12 protein-coding genes are annotated in these 12502 nt (G+C 70.6%); 7 read left to right on the forward strand and 5 right to left on the reverse strand.

Annotation, left to right across the window (positions count from 1 at the left end; translation table 11 throughout):
- Window positions 1-20: 20 nt before the first annotated feature.
- The 7 genes from whiA to LL946_RS16350 all read left to right on the forward strand — a co-directional run bounded on the left by whiA (window position 21) and on the right by LL946_RS16350 (window position 6127).
- Window positions 21-1001: a DNA-binding protein WhiA gene (gene whiA, locus LL946_RS16320; RefSeq protein ID WP_404382505.1), complete on the forward strand. Its 981-nt coding sequence runs from the start codon at window positions 21-23 to the stop codon at window positions 999-1001.
- Between the two features lie 214 nt (window positions 1002-1215).
- On the forward strand, window positions 1216-2112 hold the full coding sequence (locus tag LL946_RS16325; protein WP_404382507.1) for a DUF559 domain-containing protein: 897 nt from the start codon (window positions 1216-1218) through the stop codon (window positions 2110-2112).
- Window positions 2113-2362: 250 nt separating this feature from the next.
- Window positions 2363-3367, forward strand: a complete 1005-nt coding sequence (gene gap, locus LL946_RS16330; RefSeq protein WP_404382509.1) for a type I glyceraldehyde-3-phosphate dehydrogenase — start codon at window positions 2363-2365, stop codon at window positions 3365-3367.
- A gap of 13 nt (window positions 3368-3380) precedes the next feature.
- On the forward strand, window positions 3381-4583 hold the full coding sequence (locus LL946_RS16335; RefSeq protein WP_404382511.1) for a phosphoglycerate kinase: 1203 nt from the start codon (window positions 3381-3383) through the stop codon (window positions 4581-4583).
- A 10-nt stretch (window positions 4584-4593) separates the two neighbouring features.
- Complete coding sequence (gene tpiA, locus LL946_RS16340) at window positions 4594-5403, forward strand: triose-phosphate isomerase (RefSeq protein WP_404382513.1); 810 nt, start codon at window positions 4594-4596, stop codon at window positions 5401-5403.
- A gap of 64 nt (window positions 5404-5467) precedes the next feature.
- Window positions 5468-5713: a preprotein translocase subunit SecG gene (secG, locus tag LL946_RS16345; RefSeq protein ID WP_404382515.1), complete on the forward strand. Its 246-nt coding sequence runs from the start codon at window positions 5468-5470 to the stop codon at window positions 5711-5713.
- A gap of 60 nt (window positions 5714-5773) precedes the next feature.
- On the forward strand, window positions 5774-6127 hold the full coding sequence (locus LL946_RS16350) for an RNA polymerase-binding protein RbpA (RefSeq protein WP_404382517.1): 354 nt from the start codon (window positions 5774-5776) through the stop codon (window positions 6125-6127).
- An 87-nt stretch (window positions 6128-6214) separates the two neighbouring features.
- Here LL946_RS16350 and pgl read toward each other — a convergent pair whose 3' ends face one another.
- Genes pgl through tal form a run of 5 tightly spaced genes read right to left on the reverse strand, consistent with a single transcriptional unit; the run spans window position 6215 to window position 12498 of the window.
- Window positions 6215-6967 (reverse strand): 6-phosphogluconolactonase, encoded by a 753-nt coding sequence (gene pgl / locus LL946_RS16355; protein ID WP_404382519.1) that lies wholly within the window; start codon window positions 6965-6967, stop codon window positions 6215-6217.
- Window positions 6968-6978: 11 nt separating this feature from the next.
- Window positions 6979-8124 carry a glucose-6-phosphate dehydrogenase assembly protein OpcA gene (locus LL946_RS16360; protein ID WP_404382521.1) on the reverse strand — a complete coding sequence of 382 codons (1146 nt, stop codon included), beginning with the start codon at window positions 8122-8124 and terminating at the stop codon, window positions 6979-6981.
- On the reverse strand, window positions 8121-9665 hold the full coding sequence (gene zwf / locus LL946_RS16365; protein WP_404382523.1) for a glucose-6-phosphate dehydrogenase: 1545 nt from the start codon (window positions 9663-9665) through the stop codon (window positions 8121-8123). Before zwf ends, LL946_RS16360 begins: the two co-directional genes overlap by 4 nt.
- Window positions 9665-11377 carry a glucose-6-phosphate isomerase gene (locus LL946_RS16370; RefSeq protein ID WP_404382525.1) on the reverse strand — a complete coding sequence of 571 codons (1713 nt, stop codon included), beginning with the start codon at window positions 11375-11377 and terminating at the stop codon, window positions 9665-9667. Before LL946_RS16370 ends, zwf begins: the two co-directional genes overlap by 1 nt.
- Window positions 11374-12498, reverse strand: a complete 1125-nt coding sequence (tal, locus tag LL946_RS16375) for a transaldolase (protein ID WP_404382527.1) — start codon at window positions 12496-12498, stop codon at window positions 11374-11376. Before tal ends, LL946_RS16370 begins: the two co-directional genes overlap by 4 nt.
- Window positions 12499-12502 lie beyond the last annotated feature (4 nt).

Consider the following 12502-nt stretch of genomic DNA (forward strand, 5'->3'; position numbering starts at 1 on the left):
CGCGTGGCAGGATGAACGCCATGGCTATGACGGCGAAGGTGAAGGACGAGCTCAGCCGCCACGAAGTGACCAAGCCCTGCTGCCGCAAGGCGGAAGTTGCCGCCACGCTGAGGTTCGCCGGCGGCCTGCACATCATCGGGGGACGGATCGTCGTCGAGGCGGAGCTGGACACTGCCAATGCTGCCCGCCGGCTGCGTCGGGAGATCCACGAGCTCTACGGCCAGACCCCCGAGGTGCTCGTCCTCGCGGCCGGAGGCCTGCGCAAGGGCAGCCGCTACGTCGTGCGCGTCGTCCAGGACGGCGAGGCGCTGGCGAGGCAGACGGGGCTCATCGACGGTCGAGGGCGACCCGTCCGCGGGCTGCCCCCCAAGGTCGTCTCGGGGTCCGTGTGCGATGCCGAAGCCGCGTGGCGCGGTGCCTTCCTCGCTCACGGCTCGCTCACCGAGCCGGGCCGCTCGTCCGCGCTCGAGCTCACCTGCCCGGGTCCTGAGGCAGCCCTCGCCCTCGTCGGCGCCGCCCGTCGGCTGGGCATCCAGGCCAAGGCCCGGGAGGTCCGTGGCATCGACCGGGTCGTCATCCGCGACGGTGACGCCATCGGCGCGATGCTGACCCGCCTCGGCGCCCACGACGCCGTCATGGCCTGGGAGGAGCGCCGGATGCGGCGCGAGGTCCGGGCCACGGCCAACCGGCTCGCCAACTTCGACGACGCCAACCTCCGCCGCTCGGCCCGCGCCGCGGTCGCTGCCGGCTCCCGGGTCGGTCGCGCCCTCGAGATCCTCGGCGACGACATCCCCGACCACCTGCGCGAGGCCGGTCAGCTCCGGCTCCAGCACAAGCAGGCCTCGCTCGAGGAGCTCGGCCAGCTGGCCCAGCCGGCGATGACCAAGGACGCCGTGGCAGGGCGCATCCGGCGGCTGCTCGCCATGGCGGACAAGCGTGCCGAGGACCTGGGCGTCCCGGGCACCGACGCGAACCTCACGCCGGACATGCTCGACAGCTGAGCCCCCCGGCGCCGTCCGTCCTCGGGTCGACCGCCCGTTTATCGGGTCACCCGATACAGAGGCGCTCGACCCGAGTTGCCAACGAGGGTGCAGCGGGACGAAGTCGGGTCGAGTGAGGGGGCCGGTTGTCCACAGCGATCATCTGTCAGGTCGCTCGTCCACAGCTGCTGACGGGCCTCTGGCGGTGTCCTTCCGTGGTCCGCACCGTGGTCCCATGACCACTCTGATCCCCGTGGGGCGAACCCCGTTCGCGTTGTTCACGACGGCTGAGGCTGCCGCTCTTGCACTCGACCGGAAGGCGCTCGCACGCCTGCGTGGAAGGCGAGTCATCGAGTCCGTGTGCCGCGGTGTGTATGCCGTGGGAGTCACGGAGCTCTCGTCCGAGCAGCGTCATCGACGGCTGATCCATGCCGGGCTGCTGCTCTACCCCGATGCCGTGGTGAGCCATGCCTCCGCCCTGTCGTTGCAGGACGTGCCCATCTGGCCGAACCTGCCCGCCCGGGTCGATCTGACGCGGCCCATCGGTCACGAGATCCTCACTCAGGCCTTTCGGATGCGCCCCGCGTATGGAGAGGTGGTGCGGGTCGGTGGGCTCCCCGCCCGGGACGTCGCCAGCAGCCTCCTGCGCTTCACCATCGACGCCGGCCCCACCGCGGGAACCCTCGCATGTGACAACGCGCTGAACCGCGGTCTGGTCGACCGGGCGCAGCTCGAGGCGGCCTTCGCGGCGGTCGTGGGAACGCCTGGGAGTGCACGGTGCCGCACCATGCTCGTCCTCACAGACCCACGTCGGGAGTCCGTGGGGGAGTCGAGGCTGGGCATCCTGGCGATCGCGGCCGGCATACGACTCGTTCCGCAGGTGACCATCGTCGACGAGGACGGAGAGTTCGTGGCGCGGGTGGACTTCCTCGTCGAGGGGACCAAGGTGGTGGTCGAGTTCGACGGCAAGATCAAGTACACCGAAGGTGGCCCGGACGCCCTCTTCGCCGAGAAGCGGCGGGAGGACCGCCTGCGTCGGCTCGGCTACACCGTGATCAGGGTGACCTGGTCCGACCTGCAGAACCCGGCACGCCTCGTGGCGCTGCTGCGTGGAGCCATCAGCGCCGCCTGACCGTCGTGTGCGACCGGGTCGGACCGTGACGTGAGGTCGACCCGACTTTGTCCCCCTGCACCCGACGTGGCAGCTCGGGTCGAGGGGACCTTGATCGGGTGGCCCGAGAATGCGGCGAGTGCGTAGGCGGTTACTCGCCCGTAGTTCGGACCACCGGCCGGGACGGGAACTGGGCGGCACTAGGGTTGCTGACGTAACCGGTGGCGTGGCTGGTCCACGCGCCTCCTCCTCCTCGGAAGGCAGACCGCTCGTGACTGTCCGCGTTGGCATCAATGGCTTTGGCCGCATTGGCCGCAACTTCTACCGCGCCGTGATCGCGTCCGGCGCCGACATCGAGATCGTCGCCGTCAACGACCTCACCGACAACGCCACGCTGGCGCACCTGCTCAAGTACGACTCGATCCTCGGTCGCTTCGACGGAGACGTCACCTCGACCGACACCGACATCACCGCCGGCGACAAGACGTTCAAGGTCTTCGCGGAGCGCGACCCCGCCAACCTCAAGTGGGGCGAGCTCGGGGCCGACGTCGTCATCGAGTCGACCGGATTCTTCACCGACGCCACCCAGGCCAAGGTCCACGTCGACAACGGCGCCAAGAAGGTCATCATCTCGGCGCCCGCCAAGAACGAGGACGTCACCATCGTCATGGGCGTCAACGACGGTGCCTACGACGCCGACAAGCACACCATCATCTCCAACGCCTCGTGCACGACGAACTGCCTGGCGCCGATGGCCAAGGTCCTCAACGACGAGTTCGGCATCGTCAAGGGCCTCATGACGACGATCCACGCCTACACCGGTGACCAGAACCTCCACGACGGGCCGCACAAGGACCTGCGTCGTGCCCGCGCCGCCGCGCTCAACATCGTCCCGACGACGACCGGCGCCGCCAAGGCCGTCGCCCTCGTCCTGCCCGAGCTTAAGGGCAAGCTCGACGGCTACGCCCTGCGCGTCCCCACCCCCACCGGCTCCGCCACCGACCTCACCTTCGAGGCCGGCCGCGACACCACCGTCGAGGAGGTCAACGCCGCGGTCAAGGCCGCTGCCGAGGGCCCCCTCAAGGGCATCCTCGTCTACACCGAGGACGCGATCGTCTCCAAGGACATCGAGACCGACCCGGCCTCCTGCATCTTCGACGCCGGCCTCACCAAGGTCATCGGCAACCAGGTCAAGGTCGTCGGCTGGTACGACAACGAGTGGGGCTACTCCAACCGCCTCGCCGACCTCGTCACCCTCGTCGGCTCCTCGCTCTGACCGGGACGACGACATGAAGTCGATCGCCGACCTGGACGACCTGCAGGGCAAGCGCGTCCTCGTCCGGTCCGACCTCAACGTGCCGCTCGAGGGCAGCACGATCACCGATGACGGGCGCATCCGTGCCTCCGTCCCGACGATCAAGGCCCTCTCCGAGGGGGGCGCACGCGTCATCGTGTGCGCCCACCTCGGGCGGCCAAAGGGTTCCCCGGAGGACAAGTACTCGCTGGCCCCCGTCGCCACCCGTCTCGGTGAGCTGCTCGGCCGCGACGTGACCTTCGCGACCGACACCGTCGGCGAGAGTGCGCAGGCAGCCGTCGAGTCGGCTGCCGACGGCGATGTCGTGCTCCTCGAGAACCTCCGCTTCAACCCGGGTGAGACGGCGAAGTCCGCCGACGAGCGAGCCGAGTTCGCGGGCAGCCTCGCTGGCCTCGCGGACGTCTTCGTCTCGGACGGCTTCGGCGTCGTGCACCGCGAGCAGGCTTCGGTCTTCGACGTCGCGCGGCTGCTCCCGTCCGCCGTCGGCGGTCTCGTCGAGACCGAGGTCGGCGTCCTGCGTCGCCTCACGACCGACCCCGAACGCCCGTATGCCGTGGTGCTGGGTGGCGCCAAGGTGTCCGACAAGCTCGCGGTCATCGACAACCTCATCCAGACCGCGGACCGCCTCCTCATCGGTGGCGGCATGGTCTTCACCTTCCTCAAGGCCCAGGGCCACGAGGTCGGCAAGAGCCTCCTCGAGTCCGACCAGGTCGACACCGTCAAGGGCTACCTCGAGCAGGCGCAGGAGCGCGGCGTCGAGATCGTGCTGCCCGTCGACGTCGTCGCTGCCACCGAGTTCTCGGCGGACGCGGACCACGAGGTCGTCGGCATCGACGCGATCCCGTCCGACCGGATGGGCCTCGACATCGGCCCGGAGTCGTCGGCACTGTTCGCCGAGAAGCTCGCGGACTGCCGCACCGTCTTCTGGAACGGCCCCATGGGTGCATTCGAGATGGCGCCCTATGCGGCGGGCACCGCGGCGATCGCCAAGGCCCTCGTCGACATCACCGCCGACGGTGCTCTCACCGTCGTCGGCGGCGGCGACTCGGCCGCGGCCGTGCGCCAGCTCGGGTTCACCGACGACCAGTTCGGCCACATCTCCACCGGCGGGGGTGCCAGCCTCGAGTACCTCGAGGGCAAGGACCTCCCCGGCCTCACCGTCCTCGACGAAAGCTGAGCTCGCCACCATGGCCAAGGCCACCACGGTCCAGCGCGTCCCGCTCATGGCGGGCAACTGGAAGATGAACCTCGACCACCTGCAGGCCACGCACCTCGTCCAGAAGCTCGACTGGACGCTGCGTGACGCCAAGCACGACCACGGCGGGGTCGAGGTCGCGGTGCTGCCACCGTTCACCGACCTGCGCAGTGTGCAGACCCTCGTCGACGGTGACCGGCTCGCCATCCGGTATGGCGGGCAGGACCTCTCCCAGCACGCGAGCGGTGCCTACACCGGTGAGATCAGCGGCGCCTTCCTCGCCAAGCTCGGCTGCACCTACGTCGTCGTCGGCCACAGCGAGCGCCGCGAGTACCACGCCGAGACCGACGAGGTCGTGCGCGCCAAGGTCGCCGCGGCATACGAGCACGGCCTGACACCGATCTTCTGCGTCGGTGAGGGGCTCGAGATCCGGCAGGCCGGCACCCACGTCGAGCACGTCCTCGCCCAGGTTCGGGCCGGCCTCGAGGGGCTGCCCGCCGACAAGGCCGCGAGCGTCGTCATCGCCTACGAGCCCGTCTGGGCCATCGGCACCGGCGAGGTCGCGACGCCCGAGGACGCCGGGGAGGTGTGCGGTGCCATCCGCACGGCCCTGGCCGAGCTCTACTCCGGCGACCTCGCCGACCGGGTCCGCATCCTCTACGGCGGTTCGGTGAAGTCCGGCAACGTCGCCGCGATCATGTCGCAGGAGGACGTCGACGGCGCCCTCGTCGGCGGCGCGTCGATCGACCCGGCCGAGTTCGCCGCGATCTGCCGCTTCCGCGACCACCACAAGACGAGCTGACGATCGCAGGTATCCTGTAGCGGCGCCCCACCGGGCGACGTTCTCGAACTACCGAAGGAGCACCGTGGACGCGGTACGCATCGGACTCCAGGTCCTCCTGGTCCTGGGTGGGCTCTTCCTCACCCTTCTCATCCTGCTGCACAAGGGCAAGGGTGGTGGCCTCTCGGACATGTTCGGTGGCGGTATGTCGACCTCTCTCGGCGGGTCCTCGGTGGCCGAGCGCAACCTGGACCGCATCACGATCGCCATCGCGGTCGTCTGGTTCACCTGCGTCGTGGCCCTGGGCGTGCTAGACCGCTTCGCCTCCTGACCTGGCTGACCTGACCTGACCTGACCCTGCTCGGTTCGACCTGAAAGAAGGCTGATGTCGATGGCTGGTGGTGGCAACGCGATCCGGGGCAGCCGGGTGGGAGCCGGGCCGATGGGTGAGGCGGAGCGTGGCGAGGCCGCGCCCCGCGTGCACGTGTCGTTCTGGTGCTCCAACGGCCACGAGACGCGGCCGAGCTTCGCCCAGGACGCGGACCTCGAGATCCCGGAGACGTGGGACTGCCCGCGCTGCGGGTTCCCCGCGGGTCAGGACAAGGACAACCCCCCGGCGCCGAGCAAGGTCGAGCCCTACAAGACGCACCTCGCCTACGTCAAGGAGCGGCGGTCCGACAAGGACGGCGAAGCCATCCTCGACGAGGCACTGGGCACGCTCCGTGGTCGCGGACTCATCCAGTAGTCCTCTGCGGGCTGATGCCCGCCGCGGCGTGAGCCGATCATGACGACAGCCCCGGCACCATGCCGGGGCTGTCGTCGTGCGGTCGGTTCAGAGCTGCTGGGCCGCGTCGGCGTCGAGGAGCCAGAGGGTGCGCTCCTCGCCCCGCACCTGGGCCGCCGAACTGCGCTCCGGCGGTGCGCCGGAGACCCCGGCGGCCACAGCCTCGGCCTTGTCCGCACCCGCGACGACGAACCACACCTCGCGCGAGCGGCGCAGCGCCTCGAAGGTCAGGCTCACGCGGTCCGGCGGCGGCTTGGGGGAGTCGTGCACCGCGATGGCGATGGCGTCGGTCGTCTGCTGCGCCGGGTGCCCCGGGAAGAGCGAGGCCACGTGCCCGTCGGGGCCCACCCCGAGGATCATGACGTCGAAGGCCCCGGCGCCGCTGGCCCTCATGCTCTCTCCGTATGCCGTCGCGCTCGCCTCGGCGCTCTCCGACGCGTCAGGTCCCGGGACCCGGTGCACCTTGGCGGGATCGAGGGGGAGCGAGGCGAGCCCGGCTGCGTCGTTCTGGACGTCGTTGCGGTCCTCGTCCCCGGCGGGGAGGTAGCGCTCGTCACCCCACCAGAGCTCGACCTGCGACCAGTCGACGGACGCGCGGGCGGGGGACGCGGCCACGGACGCCCAGATGTCGGAGCCGAGCGACCCGCCGGTGAGCGAGAGGTGTGCGACACCGCGGCTCGCCTGGGCGTCGAGGATGGCGGTGACCAGCCGAGCAGCGATGGCGTCGGCCAGCGCCTGCTTACCGGGATGGACGACCACCTCGGCGTCGCCGACGGGTGCGGTGTGGTGTGACGTGCTCACGGTTCCTCCGGTCACTTCTTGGCCGCTCGCTTGGTGCGGACCTTCTCGAGCTTCGTGGCCGCTGCCTGCTGCACCTGTGCCGGGTCGTCGCTCTTGTCGGGCATCGGCGCCGCCTCGACCATCGCTGAGCTGGCGCCGGCCGACGACTCGCGCTTGATGCGCTCGGCGTCCTCGCGGGCCTCGGCGACCGACGGGGTGATGCCCATCCGCTGCGACTCGGTCGAGGTGCGACGCGAGTGGCTCACACCGTCGAGCCCGTCGCGCAGGGCGTCGGCGTAGGGCTCGTCCGGGTCGAGACGGCGCAGCTCGTCGGCGAGGCACTCGGCGTCGCTGCGCGGCGGGAGGGCGATGGTGCGCTCCGGCGTCCCGGGCTGGGACAACGTCGCCGAGGTGCCGTTCGGCGGACGGACTAGGTCGAGGGGGCCGCTGGCCCGGTCGAGCCGGACGCTGATGATCCCGCTGCCCACGCGTGACGGCACGAGGGTGACGGGGCAGCGCAGGCGCTTGGCCAGCCACCCGGCGAGCAGCTCGGCCGAGGGTGAGTCCGACCCACCGGTGACGGTGACCGAGGTGACCGGCTCGAACGGTGCCTGGTCCAGCGCGGCGGTGAGCAGGGCTCGCCACAGCGTGATCCGCGACCACGACAGGTCGGTGTCGCCGGGCGCGTACGACCGTGCGAGCCGCCCGAGGACGGACTTCGGCGTGCCCTTGGCCCGGGACACGTCGGTGACGCGTCGCTGTGCCATGGCGCCGATCGGGTCGGCGGCCGGGTCCTTGGGCGGGTCGGTGGGCCACCACGCCACGATCGGGGCGTCGGCCAGCAGGAGCGGTGTGACCACGGCGCGGCCGTGGGCGGCCAACGGGCCGAAGAGGCGCAGGACGACGACCTCGCTGGCACCGGCATCACCGCCGATACGGATCTGCGCGTCGAGCCGGGCCGCGCCACGACGGTTGGCCGTGACGACGACGATGATCCGGCAGGGGTGCTGCCGGCTCGCGTCGTTGGCGGTCTCGATGGCCGCGTCGGCCTCGCTCTCGTGGACGGCGACCACGAGGGTGAGCACCCGGGTCAGCGCCATCGAGCCGGTGTCGGAGCGCAGCCGGACGAGCTTCTTGGAGATGTCGACGGTCGTGGTGCTGGGCAGGTCGACGATCACGGGAGCCTCCATTCGCGGCCGTCACGGCGCATGAGGTCGTCGGCGCTCTCCGGCCCCCACGTGCCCGAGACGTACTGGTCGATGTGGCTGTTGTGCTTGGACCAGAACTCCTCGATCGGGTCGAGGATCTGCCAGGAGAGCTCGACCTCCTCGTGCCGCGGGAAGAGCGGCGGTTCGCCGAGGAGGACGTCGAGGATGAGCCGCTCGTAGGCCTCAGGTGAGCTCTCGGTGAAGGCGCGGCCGTAGCCGAAGTCCATCGTCACGTCACGCACCTCCATCTGCGCCCCGGGGACCTTGGCGCCGAAGCGCATGGTCACCCCCTCGTCGGGCTGGACCCGGATGACGACGGCGTTCTGACCGAGCTCCTCGGTCGCGGTGTCCGCGAAGGGGAGGTGGGGCGCCTTCTTGAAGACGACCGCGATCTCGGTGACGCGCTTGCCGAGCCGCTTGCCGGTCCGCAGGTAGAAGGGAACCCCCGCCCAACGGCGGGTGTCGACCTCGAGCTTGACCGCGGCATACGTCTCGGTGGACGAGCGCGCGCGGACGCCCTCCTCCTCGAGGTAGCCGCCGACCTCCTCGCCGCCCTGCCAGCCGCGGGCGTACTGCCCCCGGGCCGTGCCCTTGGCGAGGTCCTTGGGCAGCCGGACTGCCGAGAGGACCTTCTCCTTCTCGCTGCGCAGGTGTTCGGCGTCGAACGACACCGGCTCCTCCATGGCCGTGAGGGCGAGCAGCTGGAGCAGGTGGTTCTGGATGACGTCACGGGCGGCGCCGATGCCGTCGTAGTAGCCCGCCCGACCGCCGATGCCGATGTCCTCGGCCATGGTGATCTGGACGTGGTCGACGTAGTGGCTGTTCCAGACCGGCTCGAACATCTGGTTGGCGAAGCGCAGGGCCAGGAGGTTCTGGACGGTCTCCTTGCCGAGGTAGTGGTCGATCCGGAAGACCGAGTCCGGGGGGAAGACGTCGGCGACGATCTCGTTGAGCTCGCGCGCGCTCCTGAGGTCGTGACCGAAGGGCTTCTCGATGACGACGCGCCGCCAGGACTCGGCGTCGGGTGTCGACAGCCCCGAGCGCTTGAGCTGCTCGCAGACGGTCGCGAAGAACGACGGCGGGATGGACAGGTAGAAGGCGTGGTTGCCTCCGGTGCCGCGCTGCTCGTCGAGGTCCTTGACGGTCTCGGTGAGCAGGTCGAAGGCCGCGGGGTCGTCGAATGTCCCGGGGACGAAGCGGATGCCCTCGCTGAGCGAGCGCCAGACGTCCTCACGAAACGGCGTGCGAGAGCGCTCCTTGACCGACTCGTAGACGATCTTGCCGAAGTCCTGGTCGGCCCAGTCGCGGCGCGCGAACCCGATGAGCGAGAAGCCCGGCGGGAGCAGGCCGCGGTTGGCCAGGTCGTAGATCGCCGGCATGAGCTTCTTGCGGGCGAGGTCCCCGGTGACGCCGAAGAGGACGAGACTGCAGGGGCCCGCGATGCGGGGGAGCCGTTTGTCGCGCGGGTCGCGCAGGGGGTTGTGTGTCGCGGTCACACGCGCCGGGCTCATCAGTCTCCTGAGGTCGAGAGGGCGGACCGCACCTGGCTCAGCCCGCGGTGGTGGCTGGTGAGGTGCAGGCGCAGGACGGGGCGGTCGTGCTCGGCGAGGACCTGGGCATCGCCCCCGGCCTGTGCCGCGATGAACTCGCCGAAGGTGAAGTCGCGGCCGGGAACCGCGAGGTCCTCCTCGGGCTCGGCGGTGACCTGGATGAAGACCCCGTTGGCGGGGCCGCCCTTGTGGTACTGACCTGTCGAGTGCAGGAAGCGGGGACCCCACCCGAACGTCACGGGACGGCCGGTGTGGTCGAACAGGGTTCGGGCCACCTGCTCGAGGTCGGCGTCCTCCTCGCGGTCGAGGTAGACCATCACGGCGACGTAGCCGCTCGAGTCGTCGAGCTGGTCGAGCAGTGCGGTCACGGCTGCGGGCAAGGAGCTCGCGTCGCCGAGCCAGTCGCCGCCCAGCGCCCGAACCTCGACGGAGCCGTCGACGAACGCGGGCTCCTCGGCGGTCGTGCCTGCCTGCTCGAGGAGACCTCGCGCGGCCTTCTTGGCGCTCTCGACGTCGGGCTGGTCGAACGGGTTGATCCCGAGCAGTCGGCCGGCGACCGCGGTCGCGACCTCCCAGAGGAGCAGCTGGGCGCCGAGCGTCCCCGAGACGGTGATGAGCGAGCCACTGTCGCCGAGGTTGGCCTCGGGAACCTCGTCGGCCGGTCCGGGCTGCTCGGCCGCGATCGAGTCGGGGTGGCGCGGCGGCGCGTCCGCGAGGACCTCGACGGGGTCGTCGTCGTCGGCGGACGCGACGAGGCGCACGACGTTGGCGTCGGCGTAGGTGTGGTCGGGGGCGTCGCCGTCGGCGACCACCGGGAGGATGCCGGTGCCGTCCTTGCCGGTGGACTCGGCGATGAGCTGCTCGGCCCACGCCCCGAAGCCGACGTTCTCGGTGCCGGCGTCGACGAGGACGAGCTTGTCGCGCAGCGGCTTCGTGCCACCCATGGCAGCACCGAGGCGCAGGGCCGGGTTGCCCTCGTCGTCAGCGGCGAGCAGGTCGGCGACCGCCTCGGCGTCGTCGAGCAGTGCGCCGACGTCCGCACCGGCGAGCCCGGACGGGACGAGGCCGAACGCCGTGAGCGCGGAGTAGCGGCCACCGACGTCGGGGTCGGCGTTGATGACGCGGTAGCCGGCCGTGCGTGCCTCGCCGTCGAGCGGGCTGCCCGGGTCGGTGACGATGACGATCCGGCGGGTCGGGTCGATCCCGGCCTCGGCGAACGCCGCCTCGAAGGCCCGTCGCTGCGAGTCCGTCTCGACCGTCGACCCCGACTTCGAGGAGACGACGACAGCGGTCCGGTCGAGGTGGGTCGTCACGGCACGCCGGACGACGTCGGGAGCCGACGAGTCGAGGACGACGATGTCGACCCCGGCCGTGGCGCAGATGACCTCGGGAGCCAGCGACGAGCCGCCCATCCCGCAGAGCACGATGCGGGACACGCCGTCCTCACGCAGCTCCTCGCGCAGCGCCGAGATCTCGCCGAGCAACGGACGTGACGACCGGGCCAGGCCCACCCACGACAGCCGCTTGCCGGCTTCCTCCTCGGCGCCCTTGCCCCAGAGGGTGGCGTCCCGGGCGAACAGTCGGCTGGCCACCTGGTCCTCCACGAGGGTGGGGACGTGGGCCGAGATGGCGTCGGCGGCGGCACCGCGTGCGGTGACCTCGAGGCTGCTCATCGAGCGACCTTGTCGAGCTCGGCCTGCACTCCGGCGAGCAGCTCCTCCCACGACTTCTCGAACTTGTCGACGCCCTCCTTCTCGAGCTGGGCGGTGACGTCGGAGTAGGAGATGCCGAGACGCTCGAGGGCGTCCAGGACCTCGGCCGACTCCTCGTAGGTGCCCTCGATGGTGTTGCCGGTGATCTCGCCGTGGTCCTTGACCGCGTCGAGGGTCTTCTCGGGCATGGTGTTGACCGTGCCCGGGGCGACGAGCTCGGTGACGTACATGGTGTCCGGGTATGCCGGGTCCTTGACGCCCGTGGAGGCCCACAGGGGGCGCTGCGGCTCGGCGCCGTCCGCCTCGAGGCTCTTCCAGCGCGGCGTCGAGAACACCTCCTCGAAGGCCTGGTAGGCGAGGCGGGCGTTGGCGATCGCCGCCTTGCCCTTGAGACCCTTGGCGGCCTCGGCGTGCTGGCCCTCGATGGCGTCGAGCCGCTTGTCGACCTCGGAGTCGACGCGCGAGACGAAGAACGAGGCGACCGACTCGAGCGTGCTGAGGTCCTTGCCCGCCTCTCGTGCCTGCTCGAGGCCGGTGAGGAAGGCGTTCATCACCGCGCGGTAGCGGTCGAGGCTGAAGATCAGCGTGACGTTGACCGAGATGCCCTCGGCGATGACCCGGGTGATCGCGGGGAGGCCCTCGACGGTCGCCGGGATCTTGACGAGCAGGTTGGGGCGGTCGACGAGCGCCGACAGCTCCTTGGCCTGTGCCACGGTCCTGTCGGTCTCGTGGGCGAGCCGGGGGTCGACCTCGATGGAGACACGCCCGTCGAGCCCGTCGGTGGCCTCGAAGACCGGGAGCAGGACGTCGCAGGCGTCGCGGACGTCCTGCGTCGTCATCGCCGTGACCGCCTCGTCGAGGGTCTTGTTGTCGGTGGCGAGCTCGGCGACCTGCTCGCTGTAGCTCTCGCCGTCGGAGAGGGCGACCTGGAAGATCGACGGGTTGGTCGTGACGCCGACGACGCCCTTGGTGTCGATGACCTCCTGGAGGTTGCCCGAGGTGAGCCGCTCCCGGCTGAGGTCGTCGAGCCAGATGGAGACGCCGTTGTCGGCGAGGGCCTTGAGTGCGGTGCTGTCGGTCATGGGA

This window comes from Knoellia locipacati (genome assembly GCF_044791685.1).
GTDB lineage: Bacteria > Actinomycetota > Actinomycetes > Actinomycetales > Dermatophilaceae > Knoellia > Knoellia locipacati_A.

Excerpts from the sequence above, each read along its gene's own strand:
- whiA (WP_404382505.1), top strand. The coding sequence starts at position 21 with ATGGCTATGACGGCGAAGGTGAAGGACGAGCTCAGCCGCCACGAAGTG.
- LL946_RS16325 (WP_404382507.1), top strand. The coding sequence starts at position 1,216 with ATGACCACTCTGATCCCCGTGGGGCGAACCCCGTTCGCGTTGTTCACG.
- LL946_RS16335 (WP_404382511.1), top strand. The coding sequence starts at position 3,381 with ATGAAGTCGATCGCCGACCTGGACGACCTGCAGGGCAAGCGCGTCCTC.
- tpiA (WP_404382513.1), top strand. The coding sequence starts at position 4,594 with ATGGCCAAGGCCACCACGGTCCAGCGCGTCCCGCTCATGGCGGGCAAC.
- LL946_RS16350 (WP_404382517.1), top strand. The coding sequence starts at position 5,774 with ATGGCTGGTGGTGGCAACGCGATCCGGGGCAGCCGGGTGGGAGCCGGG.
- zwf (WP_404382523.1), bottom strand. The coding sequence starts at position 9,665 with ATGAGCCCGGCGCGTGTGACCGCGACACACAACCCCCTGCGCGACCCG.
- LL946_RS16370 (WP_404382525.1), bottom strand. The coding sequence starts at position 11,377 with ATGAGCAGCCTCGAGGTCACCGCACGCGGTGCCGCCGCCGACGCCATC.
- tal (WP_404382527.1), bottom strand. The coding sequence starts at position 12,498 with ATGACCGACAGCACCGCACTCAAGGCCCTCGCCGACAACGGCGTCTCC.